The organism is Paenibacillus ilasis, from assembly GCF_043195395.1.
GTDB lineage: Bacteria > Bacillota > Bacilli > Paenibacillales > Paenibacillaceae > Paenibacillus_AQ > Paenibacillus_AQ lautus.
This window is the reverse complement of the sequence record NZ_JBHDJG010000006.1, coordinates 51719-72849: the sequence shown is the minus strand read 5'-3', so window position 1 is coordinate 72849 and position 21131 is coordinate 51719. Positions and strand designations below refer to the sequence as shown.

Annotated in this window: 15 protein-coding genes; 1 reads left to right on the top strand and 14 read right to left on the bottom strand. The window is 41.4% G+C overall.

Annotated features, from left to right (window positions below):
• Positions 1 to 403: 403 nt before the first annotated feature.
• The 10 genes from ACETK5_RS31265 to ACETK5_RS31220 form a co-directional block, all read right to left on the bottom strand.
• A complete protein-coding gene (locus tag ACETK5_RS31265) occupies positions 404 to 1804 on the bottom strand; it encodes an undecaprenyl-phosphate glucose phosphotransferase (RefSeq protein WP_100540873.1) in 1401 nt (466 codons plus the stop codon).
• Positions 1801 to 2712, bottom strand: coding sequence for a glycosyltransferase family 2 protein (locus tag ACETK5_RS31260; RefSeq protein ID WP_100540874.1), 912 nt, complete (start codon positions 2710 to 2712; stop codon positions 1801 to 1803). Before ACETK5_RS31260 ends, ACETK5_RS31265 begins: the two co-directional genes overlap by 4 nt.
• 179 nt (positions 2713 to 2891) lie before the next feature.
• Complete coding sequence (gene rfbD, locus ACETK5_RS31255) at positions 2892 to 3773, bottom strand: dTDP-4-dehydrorhamnose reductase (RefSeq protein ID WP_100540875.1); 882 nt, start codon at positions 3771 to 3773, stop codon at positions 2892 to 2894.
• Positions 3770 to 4795, bottom strand: a complete 1026-nt coding sequence (gene rfbB, locus ACETK5_RS31250; RefSeq protein ID WP_100540876.1) for a dTDP-glucose 4,6-dehydratase — start codon at positions 4793 to 4795, stop codon at positions 3770 to 3772. Before rfbB ends, rfbD begins: the two co-directional genes overlap by 4 nt.
• Positions 4796 to 4806: 11 nt before the next feature.
• Entirely contained in the window at positions 4807 to 5355 is a 549-nt protein-coding gene (rfbC, locus tag ACETK5_RS31245; RefSeq protein WP_100540877.1) for a dTDP-4-dehydrorhamnose 3,5-epimerase, read from the bottom strand.
• Between the two features lie 13 nt (positions 5356 to 5368).
• A complete protein-coding gene (locus ACETK5_RS31240; protein ID WP_100541348.1) occupies positions 5369 to 6112 on the bottom strand; it encodes a sugar phosphate nucleotidyltransferase in 744 nt (247 codons plus the stop codon).
• A gap of 22 nt (positions 6113 to 6134) precedes the next feature.
• Positions 6135 to 7913, bottom strand: a complete 1779-nt coding sequence (locus ACETK5_RS31235; RefSeq protein WP_165789773.1) for an LTA synthase family protein — start codon at positions 7911 to 7913, stop codon at positions 6135 to 6137.
• Between the two features lie 32 nt (positions 7914 to 7945).
• The gene (locus tag ACETK5_RS31230) at positions 7946 to 11242 is read right to left on the bottom strand and encodes a glycosyltransferase (protein WP_100540879.1); all 3297 of its coding nucleotides are present in this window, start codon (positions 11240 to 11242) and stop codon (positions 7946 to 7948) included.
• Entirely contained in the window at positions 11232 to 12455 is a 1224-nt protein-coding gene (locus ACETK5_RS31225; RefSeq protein WP_100540880.1) for an ABC transporter ATP-binding protein, read from the bottom strand. Before ACETK5_RS31225 ends, ACETK5_RS31230 begins: the two co-directional genes overlap by 11 nt.
• Entirely contained in the window at positions 12445 to 13242 is a 798-nt protein-coding gene (locus tag ACETK5_RS31220) for an ABC transporter permease (protein ID WP_100540881.1), read from the bottom strand. Before ACETK5_RS31220 ends, ACETK5_RS31225 begins: the two co-directional genes overlap by 11 nt.
• Before the next feature lie 91 nt (positions 13243 to 13333).
• On the opposite strand from ACETK5_RS31220, the gene ACETK5_RS31215 reads away from it, so the two are divergent.
• Complete coding sequence (locus ACETK5_RS31215; RefSeq protein WP_100540882.1) at positions 13334 to 15793, top strand: O-antigen ligase family protein; 2460 nt, start codon at positions 13334 to 13336, stop codon at positions 15791 to 15793.
• A 76-nt stretch (positions 15794 to 15869) separates the two neighbouring features.
• Here the strand turns inward: ACETK5_RS31215 and galU are convergent, their stop codons facing one another.
• The 4 genes from galU to ACETK5_RS31195 all read right to left on the bottom strand — a co-directional run bounded on the left by galU (position 15870) and on the right by ACETK5_RS31195 (position 21129).
• The gene (galU, locus tag ACETK5_RS31210; RefSeq protein ID WP_100540883.1) at positions 15870 to 16742 is read right to left on the bottom strand and encodes a UTP--glucose-1-phosphate uridylyltransferase GalU; all 873 of its coding nucleotides are present in this window, start codon (positions 16740 to 16742) and stop codon (positions 15870 to 15872) included.
• Between the two features lie 70 nt (positions 16743 to 16812).
• A complete protein-coding gene (locus ACETK5_RS31205) occupies positions 16813 to 16953 on the bottom strand; it encodes a hypothetical protein (RefSeq protein WP_165789774.1) in 141 nt (46 codons plus the stop codon).
• A 403-nt stretch (positions 16954 to 17356) separates the two neighbouring features.
• Positions 17357 to 18394 (bottom strand): acyltransferase family protein, encoded by a 1038-nt coding sequence (locus ACETK5_RS31200; RefSeq protein ID WP_100540884.1) that lies wholly within the window; start codon positions 18392 to 18394, stop codon positions 17357 to 17359.
• Positions 18395 to 18615: 221 nt separating this feature from the next.
• Positions 18616 to 21129 (bottom strand): U32 family peptidase, encoded by a 2514-nt coding sequence (locus tag ACETK5_RS31195; RefSeq protein ID WP_100540885.1) that lies wholly within the window; start codon positions 21127 to 21129, stop codon positions 18616 to 18618.
• Positions 21130 to 21131 lie beyond the last annotated feature (2 nt).

Below are 21131 nucleotides of genomic sequence, written 5' to 3'. Positions count from 1 at the left end.
GAAGCGGCAAATGAAAACACGATCATTTCGAAAACATTAGAAATCCCCGTAACACTGAGATTGGAGCATCATAACTAATCTGCGACTCTACGTAATGGATAATCTAGCAATGCATCGATGAGTCCACTATTTCATTATAATAGTATTACAGTTATATTTTGTAAATCATTCCAGACTACTATTGTCCGCTGTGTTGTACATGCATGTTTAAGTGAGAGGAATGAATCGAATGTCCGAAGTTTTTCTCGGCTATATCACAGACTTACAGGAAGCGACAGCATTCGATATCATTATAAGAGGCGTCGGCACTTGGTAAGCATCTTTAGTCGAAATATGCTTCTGGACAGGTAAATAAAAGACGCCATCCGGCTCATGCCAGAAGACGTCATCATTTAAATTACAATCAATATGCGTTTTTGAATCCGTTGCGGATCGTGCGCAGAATGATTTTGATATCAAACAGAATGGACCAATTCTCGATGTAGAAAATATCGTGCTTGATCCGCTCCTCAATCGAAGTGTCCCCACGCAGGCCGTTGCTCTGCGCCCACCCCGTGATGCCCGGGCGTACGTGGTGTTTCACCATGTACTTCGGAATCTCCTCTTTGAACTGTTCAACGTAATAAGGGCGTTCCGGTCTTGGGCCCACAACGCTCATATGTCCGAACAGGACATTAAAGAACTGCGGCAGCTCATCCAGACTGGTCTTCCGGAGAAACGAGCCGAACTTGGTGCGGCGTGGATCATTCTCCACGGTCCAGCCCGTATCCGGCGCCCCTTCCGGCAGCGGCTTCATCGACCGGAATTTATACATATAAAAGTTCCTGCGGTTCAGCCCGACCCGCTCCTGCTTAAAAATGACGGGTCCCCGGGAGGTTATTCGGATACCGAGGTAAATCCCGATCATCACCGGCAGGGTGAGGATAATCGCCACTAACGAGAATACAATATCAAACGCTCGCTTGAACAGTCGATTTGCTGCTAAATCCAGCGGGATATCACGCACGTTTATCATCGGCATCCCCGCGAAGTTATCAAACACCGGCCGTGCCGGGAGGTAATCGAAAAAGTCCGGGATAATCAGCGTCCGAACACCGGCCTTTTCACATGCGGCGATGATCTCCGGATACTTGTGATGCGCATTTAGCGGAAGTGCTAGTACGACCTCATCGACGAGCTTTTCGTTTAGCACCTTATGTAGATCGCTAACCGAACCGAGAATAGGTTTAAGCCGTCTCGCTTCGATGTCGTCCCACTGCTGGTAATCGTCCAGGAAACCGATGACTTCATACCCCAGCTCCGGGTATTGCTTCAGGTTTTTGAAGAATCTCTTGCCCAGCGTACCTGCACCCACGATGAGCACGAATTGGCGATTGTAGCCTTTTTCCCGAAAATGCTTTAAAGATTTCTTTAAGAAATATCGGTATAGGATAATGAAGGCTACGTTAAGAATCATGTAGATGGCAAGATACCACCGGGAGATATTCACTTCCTTCACGAAGAACATTAAACTCAGGAGGACGAACATCCCAATGAAATGCATCTGGAAAATCTTCATGAACTCGTCAGCAAAGCGTTTTTTCCTCTTCGGTGAGTATAAGGAGATCATGATGCCAACAGACAAGGCTACTGCACCATAAACTAGACTCCACAAAGTATAGGTTTCAAGAGGGAGCGGTTTTTCGTACGGAAACCAGCTGCTCTCAAACTTGATCCACCATGCACACAAAAATGCCAGTTGGATAAAAGCAAAATCGGTAATCATATACAATTTGGTCAAAAAGCCTTGGTTCTGGCGGATCATGATTTCACCTCCACTCCACCTGAAGATTGCGTTATGGTTGCCGGACGAATGGGCTTAAGCCGGTTCATAAGCAAGGATAGGAGCAATTTTAAACCCACGCCTGCATAGACGGCTCCATTAACGAATATGTTGTATTTCTGCCGGTAATGCTTCCGATGAAAAAGTATCATCGCCCGGTGGAACTCATAAATGATCTTGAACGGCCTGCGCCGGGCGCTGCCGCCTTTATAATGGATAATCGTGGTCCGAGGATAATAGTGAATTCCCCATCCCGCCTGCTTGATGCGATAACACCAGTCGATATCTTCCCCGTACATAAAAAACGTCTCGTCCAGCCCGCCTACCTGCTCGATCGTCTCGCGGCGTACCAGCATGAACGCACCAACCAAACAATCCACCGGATACTCGACGTCCGGATTCAAATACCCCAACTGATACTGGTTAAACTCCGGCTTGTTCGGGAACAGCTTGCTGAGCCCAAAAGCATAATAGAAGGACGCTGAAGGCGTCGGGAACCCTCTTTTGCAAGCCTTATCAAGCGAACCGTCCGGGAGGACGATTTTACAGCCGGAAGCACCAATGATCGGATTGTAGTCCATAAAAGCGACCATCGTCTGTATCGTATCCTGCTGGATAATCGTGTCGGAATTTAGCAGCAGCATATATCGCCCTTCCGCCACTTCCATCCCCTGATTGTTGGCTTTGGCAAAGCCGGTATTCTCCGTGTTCTCGATCAACTTGACCTGCGGGAATAACTCCCGAATGGTCTGAACCGACTCGTCCTTCGAGTTGTTATCTATCAAAATGACTTCATATGTATACTCCGTCTCTGATGCAAACACGGATCGCAAACAGTCCACCGTCAGCTGACAAGTATTGTAGTTCACGATTAAAATGCTTAAATCCATTGCATAACGTCTCCTGACAAATATAGTAATCTATCGACATTATAGCATAGTTCATGGGGAAAGAAGGAATATCAGATAATTGATGCTTTAGTTTTTATGAAAGGTGCCCCCTAATATAAGCCAATAATCAAAAAAAGCCTAATCATTAACAGACTAGGCCCTTTTAATTATTCTCATATTCAATCGAGGTATGTCGGATTGCCCTTTACTTCAAGCATAAATCGTTTCAGGGCATCTCTCCAATGAGGTAAGTCAGTTAAACCGTTCGTCCGAATGGACATATTATCAAGAACAGAATTAGTCGGCCTTGGTGCAGGGCGAGGGAATTCTGCAGTTGTGCAAGGAGTTAGTTCGGCTTTCATGGCCAATCCAAGAATCTCTTGATACTCTTCAAAAATCGCCTGGGTGAACTCATACCATGTACATGTTCCCTGATTGGACGCATGATAGATTCCATACTTCTCTGTTAAGGCGAGCTCTAACAAGAAAGAAGCCAAATCCGTTGTGTAGGTGGGTGAACCCTTTTGGTCGTTAACAACCTTTAACAGCGGTTTTTCTTGACCTAGACGGAGCATCGTTTTAACAAAGTTATTCCCTTGCAGTCCGAACACCCATGATGTTCTCACGATAAACCACTTGGAGCAGAGTGTTTGGGTAAGGATTTCGCCGGCTAACTTAGACTTTCCATAAACACTCTGAGGATCAGTCTGGTCGTATTCCACATAGGGCATCTTACCTTGACCGTTAAAAACATAATCCGTGCTAATATAGATCAGTTTGGAGCCTGAAGACTCAGCTGCTGTTGCAAGATTTCGTGTTCCCACGGCATTAATGAGATAGGCCTGATCCATATCAGACTCGGCAGCGTCAACAGCAGTATATGCCGCACAGTGAATGATGCAATCAGGCTTGTTTTCCTTAATGATTTTATGGCATTGAGCCAGGTCAGTGATGTCGAGTTCACTTCTTCCATACCCTAACACATCATGCTTAGAGTCAGTAAATATACGTACAACATCCTTCCCAAGCTGCCCCTGTGCTCCGGTTACAAGCACCCTCATGAATGACCACCCAAACGCTTCCCGTATTGCTTGGTTACATATTCCCTATAAACACCTGACTGAATACGTTGCCACCAATCTTTATTATCCAGATACCACTGAATCGTTTCTTTGATACCCGTCTCGAAATTATGCTTGGGTTTCCAACCAAGTTCATTCATGATTTTCGTTGGATCAATTCCATAACGACGATCATGTCCCGGGCGATCATCTACATAAGAAATCAGAGACTCGGGCTTCCCAAGCTCTTGGAGTATTTTTTGAACGATATGAACATTGGTGCGTTCATTATTTCCGCCTATGTTATACACCTCTCCATTAACGCCTTTGTGTATAACCAGGTCAATAGCACTGCAATGATCTTCAACGTACAACCAATCCCGGATATTCAACCCATCGCCGTAGACAGGTAGCGCTTCATCATTAAGTGCACGGGAGATCATAAGCGGGATTAGCTTTTCTGGAAATTGAAAAGGGCCGTAGTTGTTAGAACAACGTGTAATATTGACCGGGAGTCCAAAGGTCTCGTGATAAGCTCTAACCAGCAGATCTCCTCCTGCTTTACTAGCGGAATATGGACTGTTAGGAGCCAGGGGCGTCTCTTCAGTAAAAAGTCCAGTTTCACCCAGTGACCCATAAACCTCATCGGTTGATACTTGTACAAACTTCGTTACATTATGTTTTTTGGCCGCATCCAACAAAACCTGAGTTCCAAGCACATTAGTGTTCACAAATACTTCTGGCTCTAGAATGCTTCGGTCCACATGAGACTCAGCAGCAAAGTTAACCACAACCTCAATCTGATGCTGCTCAAAAATTTGCTCAACCGCTTCTTTATTCGCGATATCTGCTTTAACAAACGTATAGTTAGCATTATTTTCAACGGATTTGAGGTTCTCCAAATTCCCTGCATAAGTTAAGGCATCCATGTTGATGATCTCATATGTGGGATACTGCTGTAACATGTATATAACAAAATTGCTTCCAATAAATCCAGCACCGCCGGTAACAAGTAGTTTCATTGAAGTCCCCCCTAGTTAAAGTTCAATTCTGCGTTCTTCAGTAACGGGTGGTTTTTATCTTTATCTGAAAGAATCGGATTTGAAGTTGGCCAATCGATCCCTAAAGCCGGATCATTCCATAATATTCCCCTGTCGTGTTCTGGGGAATAAAATTCATCTACTTTATAAAAAACTTGTGTATTTGGAACAAGTGTACAGAATCCATGTGCGAACCCTTTTGGTACCAGTATTTGGCGTTTATTGTACTCGCTAAGAATCACACCAACCCAATTGCCAAAAGTGGGGGAATTTTTGCGAATATCAACAACAACATCGTATATTGCCCCTGAAAGGACACGAACCAATTTGGTTTGTCCTTTAGGGTTTAGCTGATAATGCAACCCTCTCAAGACACCTGCATCGGATGAAAGAGAGTGATTATCCTGAATGAAATAATGATCAATATTATGTTCTTTTAAAACAGCGGTGTTATAGCTCTCCATAAAAAAACCCCTATTATCCCCATGGACTTTTGGTTCAAGCAGGTTAACACCATTTAAAGACATAGAGGTGATAATCATAGTCCCACTCCTCCTAAATTTTTAATTTACCGAATTCCTCTGTAAACACCAAGTCATGAGCTAATTCATTGGCCCTTGCTAAGGAAGCATGTGTACCCGCATCAGTCCACCAACCATTTAGGACATCATAAGTCAGCTCACCTCTAGCAATATATGCATTATTAACATCTGTGATCTCTAATTCACCACGTGCGGAAGGCTTCAATGTTTTGACAATTTCAAATACATGATGATCAAACATATAAATTCCAGTTACTGCATAATTGGATTTTGGATTATTCGGCTTTTCTTCTATGGATACAATGCGGTTACCTTGTATCTCAGGGACGCCAAACCTTCTCGGATCTTCAACTTGTTGAATTAATATCTTAGCACCCTTCTCCTGTTCTCTGAAATTTTCAACAAACTTAGAAAGGTCATCTTCGAAAACATTATCTCCTAGAATAACAACCATTTGATCAACACCAACAAAATTTTCAGCAAGATCCAATGCTTGAGCGATTCCACCTGCTTCATCTTGAACTTTATAAGTAAACGTAACTCCCATCTCTTTGCCACTTCCAAGGAGATTTACAACATCACCCATATGCTCTTTACCAGTCACGACAAGAATATCCTTTATTCCTGCATGTTTAAGTTTAAATATCGAATGAAATATCATTGGATATTTACCTACGGGAAGTAAATGTTTATTGGTAACTTTGGTTAATGGGTAGAGGCGTGAGCCTGTGCCACCTGCTAATATAATTCCTTTCAATGAACTCATCTTCTTTCTTTTTTTATTGCTTAAATAAATTTTCTTCACTAAACTTGTCTCCAAACAGTAAATCATATTCCAACAATTCGTATTTATCCAAAATATCTTCCTTACCTACTTCTACTTCATTTAATAATTCTCCATTACTTTTAATCATTAGGTCTTTGGATAAACCAATGTATTCTTGATTAAGTTCTTGAAGAAAATCATAAAATAGTGGCGGCTGTAAGTTTGCTAGTTGAAAAACTTTAGGAAGAAGAAGAGAAGGACTAATCCCATCTAAGTGTGTATCTATACTTTTACCAAGATTGTTCCATATTAATAATGGAGTACTTTTTAAATATTTTTGTTGTTCAAGCCCTTCATTTTCACCAGAATCCAAATCTTGGTAAACATCCGAACCTAAATTCGGTAAATGATCACCAAAAAAAACTACAATTGTAGGCTCGTTAATATTATCTATTAAATATTTTAATGCTTCGTCTGCATCTTTTACTCCTTGCGAATATATCTCTAAAACTTCCTTTGTCTTTTCTCTAATTTCACCAGTAATTTCAATTTCTGATGGATACTTAGATTCTTTGTTATAAGCTGAGTGATTTTGCATTGTTATTGCATATATGAATGTAGGCTTTTCGCTTCCATGTATTTCTTCAATTATTCTTTTAGACACTTCAATATCCGCAATATATACTCCCCGTCTCTCAGGATTAACAAAATCGTCTTCACCAATAAATTTATCGAAATTAAAATGCCGGTAAACATTATCCCTATTCCAAAACCATTTTACATAAGAATGTAAAGCGATGGTTTGATAACCGCTCTTTTTCAATACATCGGCTAGAGAAGGATACGGTCTTTTAATGTATTGTTGATAAGGCATTGACCCTTGCGGTAAAAACCGCATGGACAAACCTGTTAGAGCTTCAAACTCAACGTTAGATGTACCGCCTCCAAATTGAGGCGATAACAACCAACCTGTCGTACTACTATCTTTTAAGGAATTATAAAAAGAAAGGGGATTCTCTGAAAAGTCAATATTTTTGGATATTGTTGGATCCCAGAATGCTTCATTCATAATATAAATAATATTAGGAGCCTCTTCCATAGCGTTATATATTGTCGAACTCGTTGGACTATTTATGGAATTGACTATCTGAAGTATGTTTTCTTTATTATAGTTCGCGGGCGGAACAACTATTGCATTAGGAACATTTAATACAAAACCTAACAAGGATCCGTTCTCCTTGTAATTCAGCGTCTGCTCCCAATTAATATTTACAATATTCATTTTGTTTAAGACACTTTTTGATAAAGGGATTTTATCCCATAGGCAGAATGAAATAATTATACAAACTGAGAAAAAGAATACTACTCCCCTTTCTAGAAGGGATATTCTAACAGCTAATACTCGCTTCCTGAATTTAATTGAAGCAATTAATAATACAGCTAAAAAAAGCAGATATATAAAGTTTATTTCTTTATACATACCAGGCAGGAGATTTAAAATTTGTTTGGCAAATATAAAATCCCATGGGAAGAAGGGCTCCTCTAAAAAATTCATTTTATATTTCTGAATTAATCCAAACAATGACATTAACAACTGATATAAACTAAAACCAACAATAAAGTTCGGAATCACAGACACTAATATCAATAGAATTGATATACATAATAAATAATTGATAATAAAAGCCCCAAAGCTATCGCCGATCCATACAAATGTTAAAGTTAAACTGCCTCTGACTATAGATTCTAGGATAATCAGACCAACAAAAGTTCCTAATAATACCGTGAGCATTCTATGGATGCGCTTATTCCTGATTATGTTCATTACTTTATAACTGTTCTCCTAGTGTTTATGATGTTTTCAAAAGTTTCAATCACTTCTTGATCGGATAATTTACTGATATCAATATTGTTACTGGAATATATATAATCATCATCAATGATTAATTTATAATCAAAATAAAATTGCGCCAATGATCTCAACATCAATTGAGGATTATATCTAAATCGGATATACTCTTTTTCCTTTTTATTCCTCTCCTCGTCAAACATAATATGATGATGAATTAATAGAGAGTTTGGAGAATTAACAAGTCGTTTCCCTGATTTCCGCAATATGTATGAAATTGCGGAATCTTCATAGACATTTGGGTAGCCCTCAACCTCTGGGAACCACCCCTTAAACAACGTTGCCCCTACCGGATTCCAATCTGTATCATATCTTTCTAATGTTGAGAGGTCATACACTGATTTGTTAATATTGTACAACTTGAATTGAACTCTATTCCCTGAAATTTCTTCATATCCGCCTGTAAATTGTAGTACATTACTTGGAAATGTCACTCTACAAGTTACTGAGCCTATATCATCTGATTCTTCAGCACGAACTAACAATTCTTCAAGCCAACCTTCAGTAACCTCTATGTCGTTATCAAGGGAGATATAATATGAATTTGGTGTTGCATACTTCATCGCTTCTTTTCTTCCACCAGCTGGGCCTAAATTTGATGAATTGTATATAACTTTCACACCCGGTATGCCCTCAATATGGTCTTTTATAAATGATACGCATGATTCGGAAGAGCCATTTTCGAATAGAATAATCTCATGTGGAATCTTGACTGTATTCTTAATAGATTGGATACATTGTAAAGTTTGATCTTCTTTACCAAAAGAGATCATTATAAATGATATTAATTTATGAAAAACACCATCTCTAATTGACCGACGCAGTTTTGCTTGATCGGAGATGACGATAGACATATTTTTCTGCTTATCGTTAGATTTTATTGATTTTTGATTGGTATGGATACGATGTTTATATAGGAATTCTGGTACATGAACAAATGCGGAGTTTGGATAATGAAACGCTACTCTCAGTACCATGTCATAATCTTGTGCACCATCATATTCCGAATTAAAAACCCCTACTTTTAGAAACACATCCCTACTAATCATTTTGAAGTGTGACGCATACATTCTAACATCCAAATGATCTTCAAATATATTATCTTTCGGTAAGTGGTCACAAGAAAACCTTCCAATTTCCTCCGAATCCTCATTAATATGAATTCTATTTGTGAAGGAATATTTAGTTCCAGGTCCCCAATACTCTAAGCACTTCTCGATAGCATTCAACTCCAAAATATCATCACAGTCCAAAAAAGCTATAATGCTCCCTTCTGATTTTGCCATACAGATATTTTGTGTCTTTGAAATGCCTTGATTATGTTCATTCTTAAATAATCTAACCTTCTTATTATTTTTGTAGGTATTTAATATCGTGCTTACTTTTGGATCTGGTGAGCAATCATCTACAATAATAACTTCAATATGTCGATACGTTTGATTGATTGCTGAGTCAATGCAAGAAGCTAAGTATTCGACATTATTATAGACGGGAATAATAATTGATACTAAAGGATACTCATTTTTTTCACTTGTATTAACTTCTGTAACTAAATTTGCTTCAGGTTTATATTTTATTTTTGTTTTAAGGGAAAGCAGTTTATAATATGTTTTCTTAAATTGTGATCTAAATGGTTCAGGTGTTCTTCTCATGACGTTGAAAAATTTCCCATGAGCCTTTCTTATTGTTTTTGAATTCTCTGCTTTTACTATCACTGGTTTTATGATACTTTTAAGTGCACTATTCGACTTTCTATAAAGAGCTTTATTATATTCATTAATTACTCTTAAAGGTTTGGTGAACCTCCAAGAGGTGGAGTTCAATAATTGATTAACTAGAGCATTCGCCTCCAAATTAGCTTCCACCAAAACTTTATTAACTTCTTCAGCTCTATTCATTTTTTCAACTAGCTCATCTTTTTCATTCAACAGGACTTCCTGTATACCAGTTAGCTCATCTATTAAACTCCTATTTCGAGCGTCCTTTTCACTTAACTCTTGTTCTTTGAGTTGATGTGTTTCTATTAACGATGCAATTTCATTCTTCTGTGAAGCAATCAATTCCGAAATGCCGTTTACTTCTCCGGCAATTGATGTAGGAACATCTTCGGACAAACAGAGCGTGATTATAAATATACCCTTCGTTCTTTTGATTTCCGGAAAATCACAAATGATCTGAGTAGACTCATCCAGAATCAGAAATCTCCGTGTTTGCATACTCGGTAATTTAATTGCACCTTCACTATATCTAAGTAATGATTCTGTGATAGCTGGGTTAAACCAATTTAAAATAAGATTATTGTTTTCATCCAGGAATTCAAGCTTTGTTATTTCTAAAAACGCGGGTGCAATGCAGTCAATCAGGATATTTAGTTGTTCAGTTCCTGATCCCACGACCTTAAAACTTAGTTCGGTATAGCCACCATTACTAGGCAAAGATACTACTTCTGTTTCGCCTTGAAAATCGGGTGTAAATTTCAGCGATGCTTGATGGTACAGATTTACTTCGTTCACATAATTATTTACTTCCGTGGAATTGACAGTCTTTTTCCTGGATACGTTAATAAATTGATACACATCACTATCAGATTTCCTTTGAAGATATTTTTGCAAACTATTAGGAAAATCACTATATCGTTGCCTTAACTCTGTTTCTTCAGGTTTTAGAACTGACTCGTAAGAATCAACGATCTCTAATCCCGCACGTTCCATAAGGCTGTGTACGCTTTTTCTTGTAAAAAAGCGGATATGGGTGTTATCTAACAGCCCTAAATTGGTATAATCAAATTCACCAAGGAGCAGTTTCATGATTACAGCATTATGTCCTATATTAGGAATAGATGTTAAGACCTTCCCTTCTTCATCAAGGAATTTTTTGGAGTATGTCAATACATTCCATGGATCCCTTAAATGTTCTAGCACATCCGCAAATATAAGAAAGTCAAATTGCCGTTCTCCTAACTGAGAACCCCAATATTCTAGTTCATCCAAATCTGCCACAATCATTTTATCGCAAAACTGAGAAGCGATAGAAGCTGCATCAGCATCTATTTCCACACAATATACGACGCATCCAAGTTCCTCTTTGAGATACTGGGTCATATATCCAAGTGCCGGTCCAAACTCTAGAACACGTGATCCAGGCTTAACTTGTCTCAATATTAATGAAAGAGAATTGTCACTCGACATATCAATGTTATATTTATACTTCATTGCTGATTGCTACCACCTTACTTTGCCAATTATGATCTAGCAAAACTAAACCTTCCGCAACATACTCCGGATGTTCAACCCAAAATGAATTCACACGACTTTTATAGTCATATCTAATAAGAGCTGAACTCTCAAAAAAGCCTACATCAACTAGGTACGAACCCGGTAACAAGTTTAATTCCTTATACTCAAGAATTAATTTATAGGTTCCACAACTTCCTTCTAAAGCTTTTTCGTCAATCTTAGTGTTTAGTCCGCAAATGTAAGTGCCCTGATTATCGAAAATTGCAACACCGCCTACAAGACCATCAATTGGTTTGTGGATTGTGTATGTTACTTCAACAAATATATTCCCACCCATTTTAAACTTCGAATTTACTGTACCTGTCTTATCAAGAAAAACAACTTGATCGATGGAAAGATGCTCTTTCCTTTCAATTGCTTCTACTTTTTCATTAGACTCTTCTACTTTTTCAAGTCCATATTTTACGAAGTCTTCATACTGTTCAATTACAGTATTCACATCACCTCGCGCATGAACTTGACCATCCATCATCCAAATTACCTCATCACAAAAATTCCTAATCGAATATGAATCATGACTAACAAACAGTATCGTTTTCCCCTGTTCTTTAAATGATTTCATTTTCTCGATACATTTTAGTTGAAATTGCATATCGCCTACAGCTAATGCCTCATCAACAATTAAAATGTCAGGATCTACATGCACTGCACAGGCAAAAGCCAACCTAACCAACATTCCTGATGAGTAAGTTTTAATTGGTTGTTCAATGAATTCACCTATCCCTGCAAATTTTTCGATTGATTCCATTTGATCAAGGATTTGTTTTTTTGTTAATCCCATAATTGTACCTTGCATAATAACATTATCTCTTCCTGTAAATTCCGGATTAAAGCCACTCCCCAGTTCTAGTAAAGCAGCTATTCTACCGTTTATCGTTTTTTCTCCGGATGTTGGGTTAAGTGTTCCTGCTATAATTTGAAGTATTGTGCTTTTTCCCGAACCATTCTTACCGATTATACCTATAGTGGTGCCTCTCTTTACCTTGAAAGACACATCTCTCAGCGCCCAAAATTCATCATATTTTTTTTTGTTTTTCGAGAAGCTCTGGATAATCCGATCTTGTGGCCTATTATAAATTCTATAACATTTGTTTATATTTGAAAGTTCAATTGCGTTATCAAAGAACATCTGCAAACGCTCCTTTAGTTTTTCTAAACCAAGCAATACCCAACATAAATATAATCAGACCTACCAATGTCCCCACTAAACACCATGTCCAATTAGGAGTAGATCCCCAAATTAAGATGTTACGCATATCTTCGACAACATAACCTATAGGATTAATGTAATAAATCGGCCTTAATGTTTCAGGAATTATACTGATAGGGTAGAATATTGGACTCAGAAACATAAGTGCTTGGACTACGACCACTAAAATATGTTGAATATCTCTAAAAAAGACACCTACAGAAGAAAGAAACCAAGCAATGCCCAACGAGAGCAACACAAGAGGTAGAAGGACAAGCGGCAGGAAGACAACAGTCCAATAAATTACCCCATTTATGATTAAATTTCCAATCATAAGAATAACTAAGCTAATTATTAGTTGAACAAATGCAGAAAAAAGAGAGACGACTGGAAGTACCTCCAAAGGGAAAACTACCTTTTTTACATAATTCACATTACTTAAGATCAAAGAAGGAGACTTGGTGACAATCTCAGAAAAAAAATTAAACGTAGAAATACCGCAGAATAATATTAGTGCAAAGTCAAGTGTACTCGTTCCTTGTTGCCCCCAACGAGACTGGAGAACAAAGCTGAAAAAATAAGTATAAATGACTAACATAAATAATGGGTTCAAAATAGACCATACTACTCCAAGATAGGAGCCTTTATATCTAAGCAATAAGTCTCGTTTAGTTAGTTCCATTATTAAATCTTTCTTATCCATAAAATAACTGATAGGATTTCTCATAATTCCTCCATAAATTAAATCTCTAAATGTGTATTAGAATAATTATTATGCTAAAATATTGTCGTATCTACAAGAAAAGGAGCTAATTACGTTGTCGAATCCAGTATACGGTAAAAAAGCCGCTGAGTCGAGGATAGAAGGAAAGCGATCCGCTTTGTTATGGGTGTTAATTTCAGGAATTATCTTATTTCTGTTCTGGACGCCTTTCCAGACAGCTCTATTCAACGGACAAGAGCTACAATTCGAGAAACCAATCTTCTGGGCTGCTATACTAGCAACTCTATTATTATTTCTTTGGATTGCACAATTTTATAAAAGCATCCAACTCAAGGATGAAAGAGATTGGCTTGCTGTGGGTGTGCTTTTACTACCTCTAACTTACATACTCTCACTCATCAGTGCGGCTTCCCATAGTCTTGCCATGAATATGGTCGTCATAAATTGCATTTATGCCATTATGTTCATCATTGGATTATATGTACTTCGTGACAAATTAGGGAACCGAATCATTCAAAGTACAATTATGACTGTAGCATATCTTATTGTTGGTTTCGGCCTACTCCATTGGTTCGGCCAAGGTAAGACTGCCGGTGCTATTGCAAAATGGTTTTCTAACACGGTCTTAAACGGTACGTATACTCATGCGGTCATGACCGACTCTAATGGTCTTCGTCTGACTTCGGTATTTCAGTACGCGAATACTTATGCAGCTTTTCTAATGGCTTTCTTGTTCGCGGCAGTCTTTTTTGTTACAACATCTAGAAAATGGTATGGGCAAGCGTTTCATAGCTTCATGCTGGTGCCCATCATTGTATCGTTGCTCTTAACGTTATCTCGTGGTGGTTTGGTCATGCTGCCGGTAGTATTTGTTCTGCTGCTCCTATTCCTGAAGCCGGCCAAACAATTATTGTGGATTCTTTATTGTGGTATAGCGGGTGTAGCTTCGCTGATCATTTCTAAACCGGTAACAGAGTTAGGGTTGAATTTGAATGAAACCTTCAGCAGCAGTGGCGCCCTTAAGGGTTGGGGAATTTTGCTCAGTGCGTCCGCTATTGTAGGAATCCTTGGATGGGTCATTCAAAGTTTCATTGCTCCAAAACTGGAAAAAGCATTAAGCAATTGGTCCGCTAAAAAGGCCTCCAACATGTGGATTCCCATCGGTTCCTTAGTTTTGGGTGGCTTGCTGATCTTCCTATTCATCGGCACCAATCTCAAAAAAGTATTGCCACAAAATATCAGCGTCCGGCTCGAAAACATTAACTTCAACCAACATAGTGTCCTTGAACGGTTCACATTCTACAAGGATGCCATGAAAGTTCTGGCTGACTACCCTATTATCGGTGCTGGCGGAGGCGCTTGGGCTTCACTGTATGAGCAGTATCAGAACAACCCCTATACAAGTACTCAGGCCCATAACTTCTTCCTTCAATACTTGATAGAGGTTGGTCTTATTGGCTTTCTAGTATTTATGTCATTCATTGTGTATATCTTCTATAAATACATCCGAGGGTACGTTCAAACTGATGATGAGGGACGCAACAGTCACTTCCTATATCTCATCTTGGTACTGTCGATATTGATTCACAGTATTTTGGACTTTAACATGAGTTACGTGTTCATGGGAATCCTTGTGTTCCTTGGACTCGGTGGCATGGCATCCGTAATGAACAGCAAACCAATTAAAAAATGGAATGTGCAAGATTCGACAGCAAGAAATATCTACTCTGCTGTTGTAGGCCTTGCTTCTATTATTTTACTAATTACTTCTATCCGTTACGTACAGGCTGCTGAAGCTGGTTTGGAGGCTCGAAAAATTGTCCAGGTTAGTACATCGTTCGAAGAGATTAAGGCACCACTGGACAAAGATCTCAGCATTCGACCTAGCCACCCGGAATCCGTCCTTCTATTAAACTCATTGTATCAATCTCTTTATCAGCAGAGTCAGGATGAAGGCTTTTTCCAACTATCTACTAATCTCTTAAATCAAGTTCTTGAAGATGAGCCTCATAACAAATCTATGCTGAATCAATTAGTTAAGAGTTATGAAATGAACAAACAGCCTGAACAAGCTTATGAAATTCTTATCAATAATGCCTACAAGTTTAAATGGGATATCAATTGGTACGAGCAGATAATAAATAAAGGGTATGACCTGGGAATGAAAGCCTTAGGGGAAGGGGACACTGCCGGAAAAGAAAAGTACTTTAATTCGGCAACATCAGCCTTTGTTAAAGTACAAGAAGGTATCAAGCATTTAGCTACATTACCTGAAGGCCAACTACAAGGTAACCCTTTCGAAAACACACCCGACATGATCCTCCATACAGGAAAAATGCACTTCATGATGAATCAGCCGAAGCAAGCATCAGAAGCTCTTAAGCTCGGCATACAAGAAGATCTCTCGCAGACAACCCAACAGGAGATTGTACGTTGGTATCTGGCAGCATTACAAAAACAAAACTTGAGTGATGATGCCCTTATGGGGAGACTAACCCAAGTTGATCCGAATGCGAAGGACAATGTTCAACAACTTGCTAATCTTCAATTTTAACTAAAAAGGAGGCAGTTCGTGGTAGAAATCTTCTACCCAACTGCCCCCTTTTTTTCTTATGTGTATAAAATCGCTTTTACCGAACTTTCCCCAAAACCCCGCTTAAATATGCAATCAAATCATCTTTCAAATCTTCCCGTTGCAATGCATAATGAATGCTGGTTTCAATAAATCCCAACTTCTCGCCGACATCATGACGCATCCCATCAAAATGATACGCATAGATGGGGCTCCGATGAGCTAAGGTGGAGATCGCATCTGTCAGTTGAATTTCCCCGTTCTTTCCAACCTCCTGATTCTCTAGCAGGTCGAAGATTTCCGGCGGCAAAATATAGCGGCCCATGATGGCCAGGTTAGAAGGCGCCTCGGCACGGAACGGTTTCTCTACCAACCTCAACGTTTCATAGATTCGTTCTGATTTCTGAAGTCCATCTACAATCCCGTAACGGTCCACTTCATCCCAGGATACCGGCTGAACGCCTACAATGGCAGATTGGTAGGTGTCGTAGACTTTCATCATCTGTTTTAGGCAAGGGATCTCCGACTCCACGATATCGTCGCCTAGCAGCACGGCAAACGGCTCATCCCCGATGAATTTGCGCGCGCACCAAATGGCATGACCCAGCCCCTTAGGCTCCTTTTGACGGATATAATGGATATCTGCCATGTTGGAGGGCTTGCGCACTTCTTCGAGGAGGTTCCATTTCCCTTTCTCAGCTAGGTTATGTTCCAGCTCAAATGAAGAATCAAAATGATCCTCAATCGCCCTCTTCCCCTTACCCGTCACAATAATAATGTCCTCAATGCCGGAAGCGACCGCTTCCTCGATGATGTATTGTATGGTCGGCTTGTCCACAATGGGAAGCATCTCCTTCGGCATCGCTTTCGTGGCTGGCAGGAACCGCGTACCAAGTCCAGCGGCCGGTATGATCGCTTTACGAATGTTCATTTTATCTTCTCCAATCCCGTAAGTCTCCCATATTGATGACATTGTATCATGAGTCCGGCCAACCCATCGATTAAAATCGGTTTTTGTCAAAGGCAAGCGGCTTCAGCGAAAAGGCCAAGAATGTCTCCTGGTAGTCGGAGAGCATAATGGTCACCACCCCTTCGGGAAGCGTCAGATAGAAAAGATTACCCCAGTAATGGTCGTACTCCATCTTAAAAATGCTTCCCTTTCGGTATGTATAGAAAGACGAAGGATAGGCACCTGGTAGGTTCCCCCAGGCCTTACTTTCATTTTCCCATCCGCTGGTGTAAGTAAGAACTGTGCAGAACCATAATCGTTCATTGTTGCCACCGTTTTTCTGTCAGGACGAACCAGTAAACTTACACACCTCTTTCCGTTACCACATACCCAAGATTCTGGAACTTGTTTAGAAATATACCCGGTTGTTCACTTTTTAGGGCGCGTAAGGTAGGTATAAAAAGACAATCCACCTGATATCAGGAACGTGGATTAACTGTCCTTGATCTTCATGGATTTTACAAATTGATTTATGTCATCGGTAAGGGCAAAAACGACCTGGTTTGCTCTTTTTATGTATTAACTCCGTTATTATATTACAATGTAGTGAAAGTTTTTTTATGCTTCTCCTCCACACTGTTGTTATTACCCTCTGTAAAAACAAAACTTAAGTTTGGTTCGATTATCCAACTCGTGCAACGCCTTACCAAATTAGTAGATAGAAAAATCGTTATCATAAGACCAATTCCAATGAGTATTAGCTTACCTATTGTACTTGTGAAATTTCTATAATATTCAATGTGTTCAAGATATTTAATAATAAATCCGTGAAGAATAAAAACATACAATGTATTTTTACCTAAGTTTGATATAATAGGCAGTTTCTTTGTTGGCGTTAATGTTAGGATACAAGTTCCAACAACAACAGAGAATAGATAACCTATGAGTCTATATACTCCTGAATACCAGTCTTCATATCCCAAAGATTGATAAGGTAGTGTACCAAAAAACCATTTAACATGAATCGAATCATTTACCATTAACAGTAGAAAAAAGCATATTAAAAGCAGAATCACAGCTCCTATTTTTATTCGTGGCTGATCTAATTTGTTTATCCATTCTCTTTTAGAGTAAAAACCTAAAAGAAAAAACGGGAAGAAATACAATATACGAGAAATGCTTGCATAGTATTCCACATCCTTAGCGTAACCTGCTAATAGGGAAATAACGACACATACCAAAAAAATAAATTTTATTTTAATTAAATAAGGAGTAACTATTTTCCAAATAATCATACTGAACATAAACCACATGATCCAATAAGGATAGAAATAAGTAAACTCGAGCTTTTCTTGCTCAAAAATGAAGTAATCAAAAATAGTATAGATGGTTTCAAATATTAAATAAGGAATCACAAAATTGATTATGACCTTTTTATTATAGTTTTTGTTATCGATATTTTTAGAAAAATATCCTGCTATAAAAATAAATAACGGCATATGAACCGAATAAAGGAATTTAAATATTGGGCCAATCGTTATCCCTCCATTGAATGGTTGAAACAAATGACCCATCACTACCATTAATATAAGTATGAATTTTAGATTGTCAAAAAAAACATCTCTTTCTTTCACAAAAAATTAGCTCCTTTAAAAGTTTAATATTCTATTTTTCGACATAGTTCATGATCTTTCCTCTATTTACGATGTTTACACACGATTAGAAAATTAATTACGACACTTAGAAAACCACCATTTACAAAAATCCTATTAAAAGCCCCTCTCATCCTATTCAAAAATACAAAAAACATGCCTGACCCTTTCAAAGGTCAGACATGTTGTATACAATCCGTTCCTTACTTCACCAACTGCCCCCGCGTAACTCCAAGCTGGTTGGTCGCCTTCAGCTTTTTCCACACCTGGGTGCCGCTGATCTCGCCGCGCAAGGCGCGGTTGTAGAGATCGATGACCTCGTGGACTTGCTCCGGTGTTTCCTCGAGGAACTCCACACGGTAGCTGGATACGCCCAGCTCCATGAAGTTTGCCAGGTACTCGGCTCCGGATTGCTCGATGGCGTTGTACACGGTATTACGGCAGCCTTCGTCTACCCGTACCGGGTGGGACATGCCGATCCGGTCCTGCAGGGACACGCGGCTCTCTTCACAAGGACGACCACAGTTCGTAAAGTCCGTTCCTTCGCTGAGGAACGTACAGTACACGCAGTGCTCCGTATGGAACATCGGCAGATGCTGATGAATGACGATCTCCATCTTGGATGTGTCGGCCTTCCCGAGAAGATCCACCATCTGCTGGATGTTCAGGTCATAGGAAGGCGTGACGGCGTCGCATCCGGCTTCGACAAACAGGTCAGCCGCCTTGTGGTTGGCAATGTTCAGGGAGAAGTCGCCGATCAGCCGGGGATGCTTCGCCCCCGGGTTCTCCATCCGGTGGCGCAGGTAGAAATACAGCGCACCGGTGTTGCGCACCAGCACGGCGTCCGGCTGGAGGCGCAGGATGTTGTTGTGGTAGCCGTTCTCGCCCGGCATGTGGATGCGCGGCGTTGCCAGCGCAATCTGCTTGCTGGCTGCACGCACGGCTTCCACCGCTGCCGGGAACTGCTTGATGAACTCGAAGTCGGCGTAGATCATCTCGACGCCGGCCGCAAGCGCAGCCTCAACCTGCGGCAGGCTGCGGCACAGCGCGGTGAGCTTCGCCTCACCGCGGGCCACGGGCGCTGCGGGCACAGCCGCATCGCCATACACCGACACCGCCCGTTTCACGTACACGGGCGGCTTCGGCCGCTCGCCGGCGAGCAGCTCCACCGCACGGCGGCGGATGCTGTTGAGCTCGCGAATCGGCACGATGACGTCGCCGTACAGGTCGACGTCGAGTGCCTCGAGCTGGAACACCGTTCCGCCCAGGCGGCCAAGCTGCTCCTCCAGGATCTCCTGGCTGAGCGGCCGCTTCTGGGCAATCTCCAGTTCCAGCTCCGAATCCACCTGGACCGTCGTGCCTTTCTGCACATCGGTCCACCAGGTCGACAGCAGCTGTCCGGGACGGCCACTGACGCGTACATGTACCGGGAATACCCGGTACGGCTTCTCCGTCTCGTACGTCTGACGGAGGCGCTTATCCAGCGCGGGATCGTTCGTCTTCCAGATCCGGTCGCCGACGTGCAGCTTGCGCAGGTCCACGTCGCTCCGGCCGGGAACGATATCGACGATCCAGCCTTCTTGCGCCTCGCCCTCCAGCTTGACGCCTTTGCGCCGGACGTCGTAGACGCGTCCGCCTTCTTCTTTTTTCGTTGGATCCCCGGCATCAAACACGATACCGTCCCCGCGCTTCAGCGGCGCATCCAGCTTGCAGACGACGCCGTCGCGCAGAATCTGTTCCACCCGGCCGAGGTACACGCCGCGGCTTTTCGGGAACGTGCCTTCAACCAGCTTTTTATTGTTCGTTCCATCCAGGAAGCCATGCGTGAAGCCGCGGGAGAAGCTCTGCTGCAGCTCGCGCACCTCTTCCTTGCTCGGTCTAGCATCCTCGCCGTCAAAATACCGGTCGATCGCCTTCCGGTACTTGCTCACCACGTTGGCCACGTATTCCGGACTCTTTAACCGGCCCTCAATCTTGAACGAGGTCACGCCTGCTTCAATCAGCTCCGGCATCAGATCGATCGCGGCTAGATCTTTAGGCGAGAGCAAGTAGGCAACGTCGCCCATCGGCTTCTGCTCGCCATCCACGATCAGATCGTACGGCAGACGACAGGCCTGCGCGCACTCTCCGCGGTTGGCGGAGCGGCCGCCCCACATTTCGGAAGTCAGGCACTGGCCCGAGTAGGATACGCATAGTGCACCATGCACGAATACTTCCATCGGCAGCTTCGCCTGCTCCCCGATCTTCTGGATTTGCTTCAGATTGTTCTCGCGCCCGAGCACGACGCGTTCCATGTTAAACGGCTTCGTGAATTCAACGGCCTCCGGCGACGTAATCGTCATCTGCGTTGAGCCGTGGATCGGGAAATCCGGGGAAATCTCGCGAATCATTTTCACCAGGCCCAGATCCTGCACGATCACCGCGTCGACGCCTGCATCCACGCACGCATCGATCAGCTCCTTGGCATCCTCCAGCTCGTTCTCGAACACCAAAATATTGAAGGTCAGGAACCCCTTAACCCCATAACTGTGCAAGAAGGCCATAATTTCGGACAGCTCGTCCATCCGGAAATTGTTCGCCCGTGCGCGAGCATTAAATTTTTCGACCCCAAAAAAGATCGCGTCCGCCCCGTTCGCCACCGCGGCCCGCATGCAATCCCAATCCCCTGCCGGCGCCAGCAGCTCCACGTCTTCTCTTCGTAGTGCTTTCGTGTCCATCT